At 28.6% G+C, this 17,506-nt stretch carries 20 protein-coding genes; 12 read left to right on the top strand and 8 right to left on the bottom strand.

What is annotated here, in order from left to right; all coding sequences use genetic code 11:
- Position 1: 1 nt before the first annotated feature.
- The 8 genes from msrA to napA are packed head-to-tail and all read right to left on the bottom strand — an operon-like array spanning position 2 to position 7,120.
- Positions 2 to 487, bottom strand: a complete 486-nt coding sequence (gene msrA, locus CQA42_RS01045) for a peptide-methionine (S)-S-oxide reductase MsrA (RefSeq protein ID WP_115582845.1) — start codon at positions 485 to 487, stop codon at positions 2 to 4.
- On the bottom strand, positions 487 to 834 hold the full coding sequence (locus CQA42_RS01040; protein ID WP_181881442.1) for a chaperone NapD: 348 nt from the start codon (positions 832 to 834) through the stop codon (positions 487 to 489). Before CQA42_RS01040 ends, msrA begins: the two co-directional genes overlap by 1 nt.
- The gene (locus CQA42_RS01035; RefSeq protein ID WP_115582843.1) at positions 831 to 1,772 is read right to left on the bottom strand and encodes a WD40 repeat domain-containing protein; all 942 of its coding nucleotides are present in this window, start codon (positions 1,770 to 1,772) and stop codon (positions 831 to 833) included. The genes CQA42_RS01040 and CQA42_RS01035 overlap by 4 nt, the downstream gene beginning before the upstream one ends.
- On the bottom strand, positions 1,772 to 2,236 hold the full coding sequence (locus CQA42_RS01030) for a 4Fe-4S binding protein (RefSeq protein WP_115582842.1): 465 nt from the start codon (positions 2,234 to 2,236) through the stop codon (positions 1,772 to 1,774). Before CQA42_RS01030 ends, CQA42_RS01035 begins: the two co-directional genes overlap by 1 nt.
- Positions 2,220 to 2,741, bottom strand: coding sequence for a nitrate reductase cytochrome c-type subunit (locus tag CQA42_RS01025; RefSeq protein WP_115582841.1), 522 nt, complete (start codon positions 2,739 to 2,741; stop codon positions 2,220 to 2,222). Before CQA42_RS01025 ends, CQA42_RS01030 begins: the two co-directional genes overlap by 17 nt.
- Positions 2,738 to 3,559 (bottom strand): quinol dehydrogenase ferredoxin subunit NapH, encoded by an 822-nt coding sequence (napH, locus tag CQA42_RS01020; protein ID WP_309544412.1) that lies wholly within the window; start codon positions 3,557 to 3,559, stop codon positions 2,738 to 2,740. Before napH ends, CQA42_RS01025 begins: the two co-directional genes overlap by 4 nt.
- The gene (gene napG, locus CQA42_RS01015; RefSeq protein WP_115582839.1) at positions 3,559 to 4,350 is read right to left on the bottom strand and encodes a ferredoxin-type protein NapG; all 792 of its coding nucleotides are present in this window, start codon (positions 4,348 to 4,350) and stop codon (positions 3,559 to 3,561) included. The genes napH and napG overlap by 1 nt, the downstream gene beginning before the upstream one ends.
- 10 nt (positions 4,351 to 4,360) lie before the next feature.
- Positions 4,361 to 7,120: a nitrate reductase catalytic subunit NapA gene (gene napA, locus CQA42_RS01010; protein WP_115582838.1), complete on the bottom strand. Its 2,760-nt coding sequence runs from the start codon at positions 7,118 to 7,120 to the stop codon at positions 4,361 to 4,363.
- A gap of 226 nt (positions 7,121 to 7,346) precedes the next feature.
- Between napA and gmd the strand changes: the two genes are divergently transcribed.
- From gmd to atpG, 12 genes are all read left to right on the top strand, one after another.
- Positions 7,347 to 8,456: a GDP-mannose 4,6-dehydratase gene (gene gmd, locus CQA42_RS01005; protein ID WP_115582837.1), complete on the top strand. Its 1,110-nt coding sequence runs from the start codon at positions 7,347 to 7,349 to the stop codon at positions 8,454 to 8,456.
- A 12-nt stretch (positions 8,457 to 8,468) separates the two neighbouring features.
- Entirely contained in the window at positions 8,469 to 9,179 is a 711-nt protein-coding gene (locus CQA42_RS01000) for a Crp/Fnr family transcriptional regulator (RefSeq protein ID WP_115582836.1), read from the top strand.
- A gap of 235 nt (positions 9,180 to 9,414) precedes the next feature.
- The gene (proB, locus tag CQA42_RS00995; protein ID WP_115582835.1) at positions 9,415 to 10,194 is read left to right on the top strand and encodes a glutamate 5-kinase; all 780 of its coding nucleotides are present in this window, start codon (positions 9,415 to 9,417) and stop codon (positions 10,192 to 10,194) included.
- Positions 10,191 to 11,099: a methionyl-tRNA formyltransferase gene (locus CQA42_RS00990; protein ID WP_115582834.1), complete on the top strand. Its 909-nt coding sequence runs from the start codon at positions 10,191 to 10,193 to the stop codon at positions 11,097 to 11,099. The genes proB and CQA42_RS00990 overlap by 4 nt, the downstream gene beginning before the upstream one ends.
- Positions 11,089 to 11,721, top strand: coding sequence for a biotin--[acetyl-CoA-carboxylase] ligase (locus CQA42_RS00985; protein ID WP_115582833.1), 633 nt, complete (start codon positions 11,089 to 11,091; stop codon positions 11,719 to 11,721). The genes CQA42_RS00990 and CQA42_RS00985 overlap by 11 nt, the downstream gene beginning before the upstream one ends.
- A gap of 119 nt (positions 11,722 to 11,840) precedes the next feature.
- Entirely contained in the window at positions 11,841 to 12,635 is a 795-nt protein-coding gene (locus CQA42_RS00980) for a ParA family protein (RefSeq protein WP_115582832.1), read from the top strand.
- The gene (locus CQA42_RS00975; protein ID WP_115582831.1) at positions 12,635 to 13,489 is read left to right on the top strand and encodes a ParB/RepB/Spo0J family partition protein; all 855 of its coding nucleotides are present in this window, start codon (positions 12,635 to 12,637) and stop codon (positions 13,487 to 13,489) included. Before CQA42_RS00980 ends, CQA42_RS00975 begins: the two co-directional genes overlap by 1 nt.
- An 80-nt stretch (positions 13,490 to 13,569) precedes the next feature.
- Entirely contained in the window at positions 13,570 to 14,004 is a 435-nt protein-coding gene (locus tag CQA42_RS00970) for a F0F1 ATP synthase subunit B' (protein ID WP_115582830.1), read from the top strand.
- Between the two features lie 13 nt (positions 14,005 to 14,017).
- On the top strand, positions 14,018 to 14,524 hold the full coding sequence (locus tag CQA42_RS00965) for a F0F1 ATP synthase subunit B (protein WP_115582829.1): 507 nt from the start codon (positions 14,018 to 14,020) through the stop codon (positions 14,522 to 14,524).
- The gene (locus tag CQA42_RS00960) at positions 14,524 to 15,054 is read left to right on the top strand and encodes a F0F1 ATP synthase subunit delta (protein WP_115582828.1); all 531 of its coding nucleotides are present in this window, start codon (positions 14,524 to 14,526) and stop codon (positions 15,052 to 15,054) included. The genes CQA42_RS00965 and CQA42_RS00960 overlap by 1 nt, the downstream gene beginning before the upstream one ends.
- Positions 15,055 to 15,075: 21 nt before the next feature.
- Positions 15,076 to 16,584, top strand: coding sequence for a F0F1 ATP synthase subunit alpha (atpA, locus tag CQA42_RS00955; RefSeq protein WP_115582827.1), 1,509 nt, complete (start codon positions 15,076 to 15,078; stop codon positions 16,582 to 16,584).
- A gap of 12 nt (positions 16,585 to 16,596) precedes the next feature.
- Positions 16,597 to 17,502, top strand: coding sequence for an ATP synthase F1 subunit gamma (gene atpG / locus CQA42_RS00950; protein WP_115582826.1), 906 nt, complete (start codon positions 16,597 to 16,599; stop codon positions 17,500 to 17,502).
- Positions 17,503 to 17,506: the final 4 nt, after the last annotated feature.

Genomic DNA, 17,506 nt, shown 5'->3' with positions numbered 1-17,506 from the left:
ATTAGATAATTTTACTTAAATCAATATGACAATATCCATTTGGATTTTTCTTTAGGTATTTTTGATGATAAGATTCTGCTTCAAAAAAGTTTTCAAGCTTTTTTACCTCAGTAAGAATCTTTTTATCATAATTCATAGAAATATTTAAAATATAATTTTGAATAATCTCCCTATCACTCTCATCTATAAAATAGATTCCGCTTCGATATTGAATGCCTACATCATTACCTTGTCTATTTAAAGTGGTAGGATCGATAATGCTAAAAAAATTATCTAATATAGAATCTAAAGAAATAATATCACTATCATATAGTATTTCTACAGCTTCTGCTGCATCACTCTCTCCATAGCATACCATCTCATAACTTGGATTGTTAATGCTACTATTTGCATAGCCAACTTTGGTCTTAATAATGCCTTTTAGATATCCAAAATATTCTTCTACACCCCAAAAGCAACCACCTGCTAGATATATAGTCTTTGTCATTATTTTTTCTTTTTATTCATCATTGCATATACACTACCACTATATTGCATTTTATTAATTGGAGTAGAATTATCATTTAAAATCTCATTTACACTATTATTCATATTTGCTAAATCATCACGTAATTCATCTTCAATATAACTATAGTGCATAGAAGCAGAGATGACATGCTTTGTTTTTTCTATTTTATTAAAGATTTCTATTTCTTGATTTACATCTTCTGCTTGTATAACGACAATAATAGTATTATTTTCACTCAATGCTACTTCTGCTCCATCTATTTTAGATAGTTCCTCTTTGCATTTTGATAAATCATTTGTTTTTATAATCACACTTGAGATATTCAACTCTTTCCTCCTAGTTTCCAAAATAACACATTTTTACTATCAAATCCAGCTACTATTGTGCTATTATCAATAAAAATAATTTTATTTGGCAATGCATCGCCACCTTTTAAAATATCAATTTTACTTAGAGTTTTTATATTAAATATTAAAATATCATTATTTTCATTATCACTAATTGCACCAAGTGTAGAATCATTAGAAATTCCCACTGCATAACTTAAAAAGTTGGTTTTTAGACGTTTAAATTCTCCATTTTTTATATCATATACGCCACAAGTTTTGTCTCTACCAGCACTAAGCAATACATCTTTTGCACTAGCTAGCATATAAACATTATCAAAATTAGCACCCTCTAATATTTTTATGATTTTTCCAGAATCTATTTCTATGATATATACGATTCCACCTTCTGTGGTGCTAAATGCAAATCTATCATTAAATATCAAATCTGAAAATACAGCTTGGCTAGGCTGTATTTCCCATAGAATCTCATCCTTATTAATATCATATAAGATAATTTCATTGCTTAATAATCCAATTAAGATTCTATCTTTATCTACAAAATATGCCTTATTTACAAATGAAGTATTATTTAATTTTATTTTTTTAAATCCACTATTATTATAAATTTGTATCTTTGAACTACCATTTGAATCTTGGCTTATAATTAATATATTTTCCCCATCTATTGTATGAGTGCTAAATATTCTTGGATGAAAATATTCACCAAAATAGTCATATATTTTATCAAGTTTGATTTCTTTTATCTTTTTAAAATTATTAATATCATATATTTCAACTTTACCTGCATCACTTGAGATATATAATTTATTTTCATAAAGATTGATTGAAGTAATCAGACTATCTATTGTTATTTTTTTGTATGGTTCTATTGCATGAGCTGCGATACATATTAATAAAATAAAGAATATCTTCATTATACACCTCTAAAAGTTATTGCTTCGTTTGGACATACACTTTGACACATTCCACACTTAGTGCAAGATTGCAAAATCTCTGGATAAAGCATAGCATTAAATTTAATACTCTTGCTATCACAGACATCAGCACAATAAGAGCATATTGTTTTATTCCAAGCTAGACATTTTGCTTCATTTAGATTTATTTTTGCATTTATATAGTTTTCTAAATCCAAATCAAGCAATCCAAGCGAATCGCTTTTGCACACTTCTGCACATCTCTTGCAAAATATACAGCCATTATCTCTAAAATCTAAATAGATTCTATCATCTTCTTTTATAATAATATTTGTAGGACATATAGAAATACATGGGTTATTATCGCATTCTTTGCAAGATTCTAGTATATTAGAATCTTTGCAATATGGAAGCGGAAGGTTTTTTTTAAATCTATTTATCAACTTTTTATTTAACACCTTCATCTAAAACTTCTAATAAGTTTGATTTACTTTTCCCATCACTACTTCTAAACTCTGGTTTAAAATTATTTCCAACCAAAGGGCTTACATTTGCTTGTGGTGTATGGCATAAGTTGCAATTATATCTAGAATCTACAATGCTATCTTTTTGCTTATCACTAAATGTATCATAAGTATGTGATAATGGCACAGGTGTAGCATTCATAAGAGGTGCATTTTGCCTACTATGACAATCAATACAAGCATTGTAATCTCTTGTAATATCAAGCATACCTTCTACATCATGAGGTATCATAGGTGGTGCATTTTCATATGCTCTTTCAATATTAGTGCTCTCTCCGGCTGGAGTAGTAGAATATGCAAAATCTCTTAGATCTACATTTTCACTATACAAAGATGCACTCCTTAATCCAAACTCACTCTCATCAAGTGACATTTTATTTCCATTATCACTTGCACATCCAATAAAAAGTAGCACTATAGCTACTATATTAATCATATATTTCATTTTTTACTCCTCATATTCTTAAAATCAAAAATTCCATATTTAAGTGCATTATCATCACACACTTCAATACATCTCGCACATTTCATGCAATCAATCTTATTTATACTTCCACTTCTTTTTCCAATCAAATCTAATACTTGAGGCTCTGGACATATAATGATACATTTATTACATTTTGTGCATTTATCTTTATTATGCTTAACCCTAAGAAGACTATATTTTCCAATCAAAGAATAAGTCGCACCAAGAGGACAAATATAACCACAAAATCCATTTTTTACAAAAAACAAATCAAATAAAAATACACTCAAAACCCCAAAGATTCCAAAACCCATGCCAAATACAATGCCACGATGCAACATAGATATAGGACTTATTAAATCAAATGCAGGGACAGCAAGTATAAAACTAAGCACTAAACTTAGTATCAATACCCCATATTTGCTTTTACGCGAAATATTTAGCTTTTTATTTGTATTAAATTCAAATATTCTCCTTAAAAAATTAGCAAAATCTGTAATCATATTCATAGGACACACAAAAGCACAATATCCTCTTCCAAAAAATACACCATAAATAATTAATACAACAAATAGTCCGATTACAGCTTCACTACCGATAGCTATACCGCTAATCGCACCAGATATAAAAATCTGTGCTATTGATAGAGGATCACTCATAGGAATTATCCAAAAAACTTTTGATGAATTTAGATTCCCATTAAAAAAATTTATTGCATAGTAATTACAAACAAAAAATGTAACTAAGATTCCAAGTTGAATAAATCTCCTTAAAATCAAAAACCTAATTTTTTTCATCATAAATCCCCGCTATTTAGATAGTCTATAACACTATTAGTATCATCACTATTTTTTGGTGCAATTTTATCTGTTTGATTTAATCTTGCTTCATCACTTTTATCCCAGCCTTTAATATAGTTTATATCTACACTACCTAATGCCTTATCTCTAGGCAATACCATAATGGCTGCTTTTTTTGTTATACAAGCATGCTCACACAAACCACACCCAGTGCATTTTGTGCTATCTACAACAGGTAATAAATATGAGTGTTTATTTGTCCTATCATTTTGTTTATATTCTAGCTTGATAGCTTCATCAATCAATGGACAAGCTCTATAACAAGCATCACATTGAATCCCCCAATAAGCAACACAAGATTCTATATCAACTACTGCAACACCCATTTTAGCATTTCTTATATCCATCATCTCTTTGTCATTTTCAACTATGTTTAGTAGCTTTTCATCAAGAGCATTTGTAGGACATACAGGCACACATGGCACATCAACACACATATAACAAGGAATCTTTCTTGGTGTAAAATATGGCGTCCCTGTTGGCACATCATCTTCTGGAGTAGCTAATTTTAAAGTATCAAATGGGCAAAATGTCACACATCTACCACATTTAATACATAACTTTAAAAACTCACTTTCTTCTTTTGCACCAGGTGGTCTAAGGCTAAAACTAGATGCTTTTGCCTTAGATACATATGCACCCCATATAAGACCGCTAAAGGCAAAGATTCCAATACCTTGTGCTGTTTTTAGTATAGCATTGCGTCTATTTTTGTTTATTTCTTGCATATTATTTTATTTATGCCTTATATATTTTTACTGCACATTTTTTAAAATCAGTCTCTTTGGATATTGGGCAAGTAGCATCAAGACAAACTTTATTAATTAGCACATTTTCATCAAACCAAGGTATATAAATCAATCCTTTTGGTGGTCTATTTCTACCTCTTGTTTCAATTTTGACTTTTACTCTTGATCTTCTGCTTTCAACCCAAATAACATCACCTTGTTTTAACCCTTGAGCTGCTGCATCATCATTATGCATAAAACATAATGCTTCAGGCACTGCACGATAAAGCTCTGGAACTCTCATAGTCATTGTTCCACTATGCCAATGCTCCAATACTCTACCTGTGCATAACCACAATGGATAATTATTATCTGGCATTTCACAAGGATCCATATATGGTCTAAGGAAAATCTTAGCTTTATTATCAATGCTAACTTTATTAGTATTTGGAGCTTTTAGATTACCGCTTATAATATCCTTTCCTTTATTTCCATAGAATGCAAATTCTCTTCCTTCTTTTTTAGCATAGAAGTCGTATTTGCTATTAAATCTCCATTGTGTCTCTTTGCCATCTACAACAGGCCATCTTAAACCTCTAACTTTATGATAAGTATCAAAATCAGCTAAATCATGTCCATGACCTAGACCAAATTGTCTATATTCTTCCCATAAATATTTTTGAACAAAGAATCCATATCCTTTAAATACTTCACCATCACTACCAACAATATTTCTGCTATCCCCAATGCTTTCTGTATTTATATCACCTGCCATGATTTTATCATTGGTTGCAAACTTGCGAGCATCACTATTTGCAAACATTACTTCAAATAAAGTTGTATCTTCATTGTAACCCATTTGTTTTGCTTTATCTAAAACACTTACTAAATCAAGATTCTTATAATCTTTACCCCATACTTCTTTTATTTTAAAACGTTTTGAAAATTCCATAATTTGCCAAGTATCACTCATTGCATTACCTTGTGGTAATACTTGTTGTTTCCAATGTTGAGTTCTTCTCTCAGCATTACCATATGCTCCCCATTTTTCATAAATCATTGCTGTTGGAAGAATCAAATCTGCAACTTTTGCAGAAATACCCGGATAACATTCACTAACAACAATAAAATTATCCAAATTTCTAGCTGCATTTATCCAGTGTTCAGCATTTGCAGTGTTATGCCAAGGATTATTTACATGCACCCAAATCCATTTAATCTTAGAATCTTCTAAATCACGCATTATTTTTACATAATGTGAGCCAATTTTGCTATTTAATGTGCCTTCTGGTAATTTCCAAATTTTTTCTGTAATACTTCTATGTTTTGGATTTGCTACTACCATATCAGCTGGGAGTCTATGAGCAAAAGTTCCCACTTCTCTTGCTGTTCCACAAGCACTTGGTTGTCCTGTCAAAGAAAATGCTCCACTTCCTGGCACGCTTTGTTTTCCTAGTAATAGATGCACCATATAGCTTTGCTCATTTACCCAAGTTCCTCTTTGGTGCTGATTCATTCCCATAGTCCAGAAACTTATGATTTTACGATTTTTATCTATATAATAATCTGCAAGAGTTTTAAGTTTTTCTTTAAAAGATTCTATGCTTTCATCAGGATTCCCTTTAGCAAGTTGTGCTACAAAATCAATATCATATGGTTCTAATCCAGTTTTAAAATCTTCAAAACTAATTTCCCAATGATTCCCACCTTTTGCAGCATTATCCATTTTCATATTATCACCAGCTTTAATGCCTAGATATTGCAAGCTAACACCCTCATTTTTGCTTACAATTTTTGATAATTCTTTTGCAACTGTATCTTTTTCACTTGGTTTAAACTTAGGATGATCTGGATTATTTCTCATTCCATAGCCAATATTTACAAAACCTGTAGTAAATACGCAATTATCTTTTACAAATTTTTGATTTACTGCACCTCTTTTTATAATTTCTCGTGCAATAAAATTCCAGATTGCTAAATCTGTATTTGGTTTAAAGATGATTTCAATATCAGCCAAATCTGATGTTCTATTTGTATATGTGCTTAAATTTATAATTTTTACATTTTGATTTGATAATTTTCTATTTGATACACGACTCCATAAGATTGGGTGCATTTCTGCCATATTTGCTCCCCAAGTTACGATTGTATCTGTTAATTCAATATCATCATAACAACCAGCAGGTTCATCTATACCAAAAGTTTCCATAAATGCAACAACAGCACTTGCCATACAATGCCTTGCATTTGGATCAATATTATTGCTCCTAAAACCACCTTTTATAAGTTTTACAGCTGCATATCCTTCTTGAATTGTGTATTGCCCAGAGCCAAATACACCAATGCCAGTTGGTCCCAATTCATTATAGGTTTTTTTGAATTGTTTTTCCATCTCATCAAAGGCTCTTTTCCAGCTAACTGGTTTAAACTTACCTTTTTTATCAAACTCGCCTTTATCATTACATCTAAGTAGTGGCTGCGTGATTCTATCTGTTCCATACATTATCTTTGCACAAAAATATCCTTTTATACAATTTAGCCCACGATTTACAGGTGCTTCAGGATCACCTTTCACCGCAACAATCTGTCCATCTTTTGTGGCGACCATAATCCCACAACCAGTTCCACAAAATCTACAAACACTCTTATCCCATTTCCAACCACTTTCAGCACTACCTTGTGCTGCACTTAAAGAACTTGGGACTGACATTCCAGCAGTAACAGCAGCTGAGGCAACAGCTGCGCTCTTTAAAAAGTCTCTTCTTAACATAATATCCTTTCACATATTAGTATTTTAAAGCCTTAATGCTTTAAACTTTAAAATCTTAAGATAAAAAGATATGTAGATTTTTGTTTTAAATCAATAAGGGAAATATTAAATTTTATATAAATAAATTGCTGTAAGTAAGCAATATATTATTTTGACTTAAATATTTTTTTTACTTAAATATGTCAAAATTATGTCTAATATACTTCAATATATCGTAAGGAATACTATGAAAAAAGCCTTAATTACTGGTATAACAGGACAAGATGGTGCATATCTAGCAGAATTTTTATTAGATAATGGTTATGAAGTTCATGGAATAAAAAGACGAAGTTCTTTGTTTAACACTGATAGAATCGATCATTTGTATCAAGATCTGCATGAAGGTGATGGGCGATTTAGATTACATCATGGTGATTTAGTGGATTCTACGAATCTAATTAGAATTGTGCAAGAAGTTCAACCAGATGAGATTTATAACCTAGCAGCAATGAGTCATGTAGCAGTTAGCTTTGAGACACCAGAATACACTGCAAATGCAGATGGGCTTGGCACATTAAGATTGCTAGAGGCTATTAGGATTCTAGGATTAATTAATCAAACAAAAATATATCAAGCATCAACAAGTGAATTATATGGTTTAGTGCAAAAAGTGCCACAAGATGAAAAAACTCCATTTTATCCTAGAAGTCCTTATGCTGTAGCAAAACTATATGCTTATTGGATTACTGTAAATTATAGAGAAGCATATAATATGTTTGCTTGTAATGGTATTTTATTTAATCATGAAAGTCCTATTCGAGGGGAGACTTTTGTTACTAGAAAGATTACTAGAGCAGTATGTAAAATTGCTTTAGGATTACAAAATAAGCTTTATTTAGGAAATTTGAGTGCAAAAAGAGACTGGGGGCATGCAAAAGATTATGTAAGAGCGATGTATTTAATATTACAACAAGAAGAAGCTGATGATTTTGTAATAGCAACAGGGATTACAACTGAAGTTAGAAAATTTGTAGAATTAGCCTTCAATAAACTTGATATAGAAATAGAGTGGAGTGGTAGTGGAGTAGATGAAAAAGGATATATAAAAAGATGCAGTGGTAAATATAAAGTAAAAGAGGGTAGTGAAGTAGTGTGTGTTGATCCTAGGTATTTTCGTCCAACTGAAGTAGATTTACTCATTGGAGATCCTACAAAAGCAAAAGAAAAACTAAAATGGCAACCAAAATATGATCTTTATAAATTGATTGATGATATGATAGATTCTGATTTGAAATTAATGCAAAAAGATAAATATTTAGATGATGGTGGATATAAAATAATGCATTATTTTGAATAAGAGGGTAATTTTATGCTTAAGTCAAAAAGTTGTCCGTTATCTTGTTTGCTAGATTTAAAAAAATCTATCGATAGTATGGAAGATTTTAGAAATATATCTCAAGAAACATTTGATAAAATCATTAGTATAACACATGTAAAAGAATATCCAAGAGATACTATTTTATACTATGAAGATGATCCAATGGATAGCATTCATTTTTTATTACATGGTTGCGTAAAAATCTATAAAATTAATAAATTTGATAATGAAGTTATCATAAATATATATGCAAATAGTTGCATCAATCAAGGGAATCCACCGCTTATTAATTATCAAGCATTAATTAGTAAATATTCATACAATAATATTTTTTGTTTAAAAAATTGTAGGATTTTAAGCATAAATTCTGAAAGCTTTAAAGAAATGATAAAAGAAGATATAAATCTAAGTCTAAATATGTTAGATCGAGCAAATAAACTAATAGAAGATCAAGAAAATATAATAAATATAAATATGATATATGATGCAAAAGCAAAACTTGCTTCAATACTTAGTAAAAGACCAAATATATTCAATGATTTAAATAAAAAATTTATTTCTCAAATGTTAAATATTAGCCAAGAAACATTATCAAGAAATATTCAAAAATTAAAAGATGAAAATATAATAGGACTAGATATCAATAAGCATTTAGTTGTTATAAATGAAAATAAACTAAATTCTATTTTAAAAGCTGAATAGAATCTAGATTTTATTATATTTTGAACTTAAATCTTTAAGTTTTATTTGCACTTTCTTTTTAATTATAAAAAAGTTTGAAAATTGCAGTTTTCAATACTAAAAGAAATAAAACTTATAGATATCTTAAATAAATCTTAAATATACAAATAAGCTTAAAATTACTTTAAGGTTACAATATATTAGTTTTGATAGAATCCAAATTTCATTTTTAAACTATTTAGGATTAATTTTATTTATGAAACAAAAATTAGTTATTAAGATTGGAACTTCTATCTTATCAAATGGTGATATTTTAGAAATAAAAAGAATAGAAAAGATATGTAACTTTGTATTAGAGCTAAAAAGCAAATTTGATATTATTTTAGTATCATCAGGTGCAGTTGCAAGCGGATATACAAGAATCAACCTTGATAAAAGCAAATTATCAAACAAACGAGCATTATCAAGTATCGGGCAACCACTACTTATGAACGCATATAATTCAATTTTTAGTAAATACAATATCATAACATCACAATTATTATTCATAAGCACTATATTTGATTCTAAAGAAAAGATAGAATGCACAAAAGAGACAATAGATACTTTATTAGAAAATGGAATCCTACCTATACTAAATGAAAACGATGTTATCGCACAAAATGATTTAACTTTTGGTGATAATGACCAGCTAAGTGCCTATGTAACGCATTATTTTGATTCTAATATACTTGTGATATTGAGTGATGTATATGGATATTATGATAAAGATCCGCTAAAAAACAAAGATGCAAAGCTGATAAAATATATCAATAAAATTAATCAAGATAGAATCTTAAGTGATAAAGTTGCAGGTAGCAAATTTGCCACAGGTGGAATTGTAACAAAACTAATGGCTGCAAATTTTTTATTGGATAAAAATAAAGAAATGTTTTTATGTAGCGGATTTGATTTGCAACCAACGCTAGATTTTTTACTATATGATAATCACTATCTAGGAACATTATTTTCTAAAAATAAAGGAATTGAAATTTGAATATTCTTTTTTTTGGCACTCCACTTTTTGCAAAAAATATTTTAGAGAATCTACTAAATGATAAATATTTTAATATTATTGGACTTGTAACACAAATTGATAAACCATTTGGACGCAAAAAAGAGCTAAAAGCTCCACAAACAAAGGAATTTTTAGAATCTATCAAAAGCGATATACCGATATTTCAGCACATAAATCTAAATGATACAAAATTTGTATATGATTTAAATCCAGATATTATTCTTGTTGTTGCTTATGGGAATCTAATACCAAAAGATATTATTGATAATTTTAATTGCATTAATATTCATGCCTCAATATTACCAAAAAGTCGAGGGGCAAGCCCTATTCAAGATATGATATTAAGAAATGATAGATTTTTTGGTATAAGCATTATGAAAATGAGTCATAAGCTCGATGATGGCGATATACTTGGAATTAGATATATAGAAAATCCAAGATTGGATATAGATGAAGCTACTAGTCTTTTATCAATTATAAGCTCTGCATTTATCATAAAAATTCTAAAAGAGATAGATTATATCACTCCCCTACCCCAGTTTCATGTAGATTCTAGTTATTGTAAAAAAATCAAAAAAACTGATGGAGAAATTGATTTTATAAATGCATTTGAAATTTATCTAAAATATTTAGCATATAAATCTTGGCCTAATATATTTTTAAAAAACGGCACAAAATTATTTTCTATTGATATTAATGAATTAGATTCTACTAATAAAAAAGGTGAGATACTCAAAATCAATAAAGATTCTATTATTATTGGTTGTCTAAAAGGTAGTTTGATTGTAAAAGAATTACAAGATACAGGAAAAAATAAAGTAAATGCAAGCGTCTATTTGCTTGGTAAGCGACTAAAGGCTGGGGATGTCTTAAATGGAAATTAAAATATTTGATACATTGCCATCTACACAAAAATATTTAATTAATGAAATAAAAAATCATAATATAAATGATGAAATATGTATCATTGCAATCAATCAAAATCAAGGCATTGGCTCAAGAGAAAATTCTTGGAATGGTGTTGATAAAGGATTGTATTTTTCTTTTGCAAAAAAGCTTAGCAATCTTCCTAGGGATTTACGATTAGAATCTATGTCGATTTTTTTTGGTTTTATTTTTAAAGAGATTCTAGCTATAAATGGTTCAAAAGCATGGCTAAAATATCCAAATGATTTATATATAGATGAAAACAAGATTGGTGGGATTTTATGCAATCTCACAGATGGTTTTGTTATATGTGGAATTGGACTAAATCTAGAATCTAATATTTTTACTTGCATTGAAAATAATGTAATTAATGATATAAATAAATTTTTAGAATCTTATTTTGATAATATAAAAGCATATACTTGGGATTTGGTATTCAATAAATACCAATTAGAGTTTTATAAAAATCATAATTTTAGTTTTCATCATAAAAATAAAATAATATCTTTTAGAGATGCAAAGCTTTTAAATGATGGAGCTATCGAGGTAGATGGAACAATACTCTACTCTTGTAGATAAATATTTTTTATCCAGGTAAGATATAATTTATATTAAAAAAGTTAAAATATCAATCTATTTTTTGGGTTTCTTATTTTGGATTTTAGCCAACTATTTTATTCAAATTGGGGTATAAATTTATGAATAAATGTGAGATTATTACTATTGCCAATCAAAAAGGCGGTGTTGGAAAAACTACAACAGCAGTAAATTTATCTGCATCTTTAGCCTTTAAAGGTAAAAAAGTATTATTAATTGATGTTGATCCACAATCAAATGCTACTACAAGCCTTGGCGTGCATAGAGATGAAGTCGAATTTTATTTATATCATGTATTAACAGGCTCAAAAAAAATATCACAAATCATTAGAAAAACTAGTATTGATAGTTTATTTTTAGCTCCATCCAATATTGGATTAGTTGGATTTGAAAAAGAATACTATAATAAAAAGATTCAAGGTAGAGAGGAAATTTTAAAAAAGAGAGTTAGTGAGATTAGAGATGATTATGATTTTATTATTTTAGATTCTCCTCCAGCCCTTGGTCCATTAACTATAAATGCTCTTACTGCATCAGATTCTGTATTGATACCAATACAATGTGAATTTTTTGCATTAGAGGGATTAGCGCAATTATTAAGCACTATAAAGTTTCTAAAAGAGCAAATCAATCCAAATTTAAATATAAAAGGCTTTTTGCCTACTATGTATGCATCGCAAAATAATTTAGCAAAGCAAGTTATATATGATTTGACACAGCATTTTGATAAATATATGTTTAAAGATGACAATAAACAAAATCTTATCATACCAAGAAATATAAAATTAGCTGAATCTCCAAGCTTTGGTAAGCCAATATTATTATATGATATTAGATCAAATGGAAGCATTGCATATCAAAATCTAGCAGAAGCAATATTGCAACAGGGATTATAATGGTAAAGAAAAAAGCTTTAGGCAGAGGTTTGAGTGCTGTATTGGGTGAAGTAGAACAAGCTTATGATAATAATCTAAATGATAATTCTGATTTAGTTGTTGAGCTTGATATTGATTTAATAAAGCCAAATCCTCTGCAGCCTCGCAAAAAATTTAATGAATCTACATTATTAGAATTATCAAATTCTATAAAAGAACATGGCATACTTCAGCCAATATTAGTATATGAAGATAACAATGAATATTTTCTAATTGCGGGTGAAAGAAGATTAAGAGCATCTAAGTTAGCAAAATTAAACACTATGAAAGCTATTGTTGTTGATATAAAATTAGAAAAACTTAGAGAATTAGCATTGATAGAAAATATACAAAGAGAAGATTTAAATCCTATAGATTTAGCTATATCTTATGATGCTTTAATTAAAGATTATAATATCACACAAGATGAATTAGCACAAAGATTACAAAAAAGTCGCACTCAAATCACAAATACACTATCTTTGCTTAGACTTCCAAAAGAAGTTCAAAAATTACTTATTGATGGTAAAATTTCACAAGGACATGCAAAAGTTTTAGTCAATCTAAATGGAGATGATTTTAATCTAGCTATTAATTCTATTGTAGGACAAAAGCTTTCAGTAAGAGAAACAGAGAATCTAGTAAAAAATATCAAGAGAAAAAAGACTAATAAAGAAAATATAAATTTTACTAATGAATTAAATAAGATTGCTAGTTTTTTTCAAAACAATCAATTAGATGTAAAAATATCAAATAATGCGATAACAATAAAATTTACAAATAAGGAGAAAGTAGATAGATTGTTACAAATATTAAGTAATTTTAAAGATTTATGATACAAATCATATGTAATTTTGTTAATATTATATTTTGTTAGGTTTTGCTTAAAGTATTTAAAGTTGAATTAGGAGAGTTTATGAATATTGGATTAAATATAGAGCTCATGCTACTTGTATTTTGTTTATTTATATTATGTATATTTTTACTTAATCGATGGCTTTATAAACCTATATTAGAGTTTATGGATGCAAGAGATAAAATGATTAAAGATGATTTAGAAAGTAGTAGTAGCAATGATAGTGAGATTGTAGAGATAAAAAGTCAAATCAATGCCATTTTGGAAAATGCAAAAAAAGAGGCTGCTGCGATTAAAGAGCAAGCACAATTACAGGCAAAAGATAAATATGAAAAAAATATTGATGAGATAAAATCAAAAAATGAAAAAGAACTTGCATCTTTCATAGATTCACTAAAAGAAGAAAAAAATGAGCTAAGAGAAGCACTCACACTTCAAATGGCAGAATTCAAAAATAGTTTAAGTGCAAAATTAAAACAAATGCAATCTAAATAATAAAAGGGTTAGTATGAAATTATTGTATTTATTTTTATTACCTATATCCTTGATGGCATCAGAAGTAAATATCGCAGAAAGTGATATTATTGAGAGGACTATAAATTTTGTTATATTTGTAGTTATTTTGTGGTATTTTGCTGCAAATAAAATAAAGATGGCTCTACAAAATAGACAAAATAATATCGCTAATCAATTAGATGCTGTTCAAGATAGACTTAGTCAATCTCAAATGAAAAAAGAAGAAGCACTAAAAGCATTAGAAAAATCTAAACAAAATGCAAAAGAAATAATAGAAAATGCAAAAAAAGAAGCTGAAATTATAGTAAATCATATAAATGAACAATGTAAAAATGATATAGAAACTATGAATAAAAATCATAAAGAGAGAATTAATTTTGAACAAAAAAGAATGAAAAATGCTGTGATAGATGATATTATCAATGAGCTATTATCAAATAATAATATAACACTGAATAAAAAAGATTATATTGATATATTATTAAAAAGGATTGCATAATGACATCGATAGTATCAAAAAAATATACAAAAGCATTAATCGATTCAATTGGTCTAAAAAAAGCTAAAAGTGCATTAGAAATTTTTAAAACTCTAAATGATTGTTTTATGAGTGAAAAATTCAATTATATTATCAATTCTCCAACAATTAAAAAAAATAAAAAAGAATCTTTTATTCTCTCTATGATAGAAACAAAAGATGAAAAAATCATCAATTTTATTAAACTTTTAAATCAAAAAAATAGACTAAATGAAATTCCATTTATATATGATGAATTAAAAAAATCCATCAATTCTAGCAATAATGAATATGAACTTGTCATACAATCATCATTTGATATAGATTCTAAGGAACAAGAACATATCAAAAAAGAGCTAAGCGAAAAACTTGGAGTTTCACTATATGTAACAACAAAATATATGGAAATAGAAGGTATCAAGCTATTTGTAGATGGCATTAGCGTGGAAACTTCATTTTTAAAATATAGATTTTCAAGTAATCTAAAAAAACACATTTTAAAAGCATTTTAATTTAAGTAAGGAGTAAAAAGAATGAAAGTTCAGGTAGATGAAATAAGTTCAATTATCAAACAAAGAATTGATGATTTTGAGTTAAAAATTGATATCAATGAAGTTGGAACCGTTATTGGCTATGCAGATGGTGTTGCAAGAGTTTATGGGCTAAAAAATGTAATGTATTATGAAATGGTCGAATTTGAAACTGGTGATAAAGGGCTTGCTTTAAATCTTGAAGATAGCAGCGTTGGTGTTGTTATACTTGGTGGCGGCAAAGATATAAAAGAAGGTGTTTCTGTAAAAAGATTAGGTAGCCTTATGAGTGTGCCTGTTGGTGATGCAATAGTTGGTAGAGTTGTAAATGCACTAGGTGAGCCAATCGATGGAAAAGGTGCTATTGAATCTAAAGAATATAGATTTATTGAAGTTAAAGCTCCAGGTATTATGTCTAGAAAATCAGTTCATGAGCCATTGCAAACTGGTATTAAAGCAATCGATGCTTTAGTTCCAATTGGTAGAGGACAAAGAGAGTTGATTATTGGTGATAGACAAACTGGTAAAACAACAGTAGCTGTCGATACAATAATCAATCAAAAAGGACAAGATGTAATTTGTATATATGTTGCAATAGGACAAAAAGAATCTACAGTAGCACAAGTTGTTAGAAGATTAGAAGAGCATAATGCTATGGAATACACAATAATAGTAAATGCTTCAGCATCAGATTCTGCTACTATGCAGTTTTTAGCTCCTTATGTTGGTGTGACTATGGGTGAATATTTTAGAGATAATTCAAGACATGCACTAATAGTATATGATGATTTAAGCAAGCATGCTGTCTCTTATAGAGAGATGTCTTTAATTTTACGAAGACCTCCAGGACGAGAAGCATTCCCTGGTGATGTATTTTATCTACATTCAAGATTATTAGAGAGAGCAGCTAAGCTAAGCGATGATTTAGGCGCTGGCTCACTTACTGCATTGCCAATTATCGAAACACAAGCTGGAGATGTTGCTGCATATATTCCAACAAATGTTATTTCAATTACAGATGGTCAAATATTCCTAGAAACAGATTTATTCTACTCTGGCATAAAACCTGCTATTAATGTTGGTTTATCAGTATCTAGAGTTGGTGGTGCAGCTCAAATAAAAGCTATGAAACAAGTATCTGGAACATTAAGGCTCGATCTAGCACAATTTAGGGAGTTACAAGCATTTTCACAATTTGCATCAGATTTAGATGAAGGTAGCAGAAAGCAACTAGATAGAGGTCAAAGAATGGTTGAAGTATTAAAACAACCTCCCTACTCTCCTTTATCTGTAGAAAAACAAATTGTTATTATATTTGCAGGTACAAAAGGATATTTAGATAGCATTCCAGTAAATAAAATTACTAAATTTGAAGGAGATTTATATCCATTTATAGAGGCAAAATATCCAAATATATTTGAAACATTAAGTACAAAAAAAGCTATAGATTCTAGTTTAGAAGCATTATTAAAACAAGCATTAGAAGAATTCTTAAGTGTTTTTTCAATATAGTAAGGCTTAATTATGGGTAATAGTTTAAAAGATATTAGAAAAAAAATTTCTGGTATTAAAAATGTCCAGAAAACTACAAGGGCTATGAAATTGGTAGCTAATTCTAAACTAAAAAAAGCTATAGAAGCGGCTAAAAGAAGTGAAGTATATTCAAAAAAATTAAATGAAGTATTTAATGAAATTATCAATAAAACTTTGTCTAATGGAAATATGTTTGAAAAAAATGATATTTTATTTGTAGATAAAGAAAGAAAAGTAAAAAAAGTTGATATTATTTTTGTTACATCTGATAAAGGTTTGTGTGGCGGATTTAATTCTAATACAATTAAAGCAGTTATGAAACTTGTGAATCAATACAAAAGTGAAGATGTAAAAATAAGATTAAGAGGTATTGGTAAAACTGGTATTAGATATTTTAAATTTAATGAAATTGAATTATATGACCAATCATTAACATTATCATCAAATCCAACTGATGAAGGTGCTTCAGAATTCGTGATGAAAGCTGTAGAAGATTATATGAATGGTATGACAGATAAAGTTATTGTTGTTCATAATGGATTTAAAAATATGCTTACTCAAGAAATTAGAATAAGTGAGATTCTGCCATTTTGCATAGATTTAAATGAAGTATCTAAAGAACAAAATAATAATGGTGAAATTTTAATAGAACCAAGTGATAGTGAAAAAAGCATATTAGAAGAGCTAGCAAAACAATATATTAACTATAATATGTTTTATGCACTAATTGATTCCTTAGCAGCAGAGTTAAGCTCTAGAATGCAAGCTATGGATACAGCAACAAAAAATGCATCGGAATTAGTAAAAGAATTAACAATAAAACTTAATAAAGCAAGACAAGCTGCGATTACTACAGAGTTAGTTGAAATCAATGCTGGTGTAGAAGCAATGAAGTAAAAGG

The sequence above is a fragment of the Helicobacter sp. MIT 99-5507 genome (genome assembly GCF_003364295.1).
Lineage (GTDB): Bacteria > Campylobacterota > Campylobacteria > Campylobacterales > Helicobacteraceae > NHYM01.
This window is presented reverse-complemented; position numbering and strand designations above follow the sequence as displayed.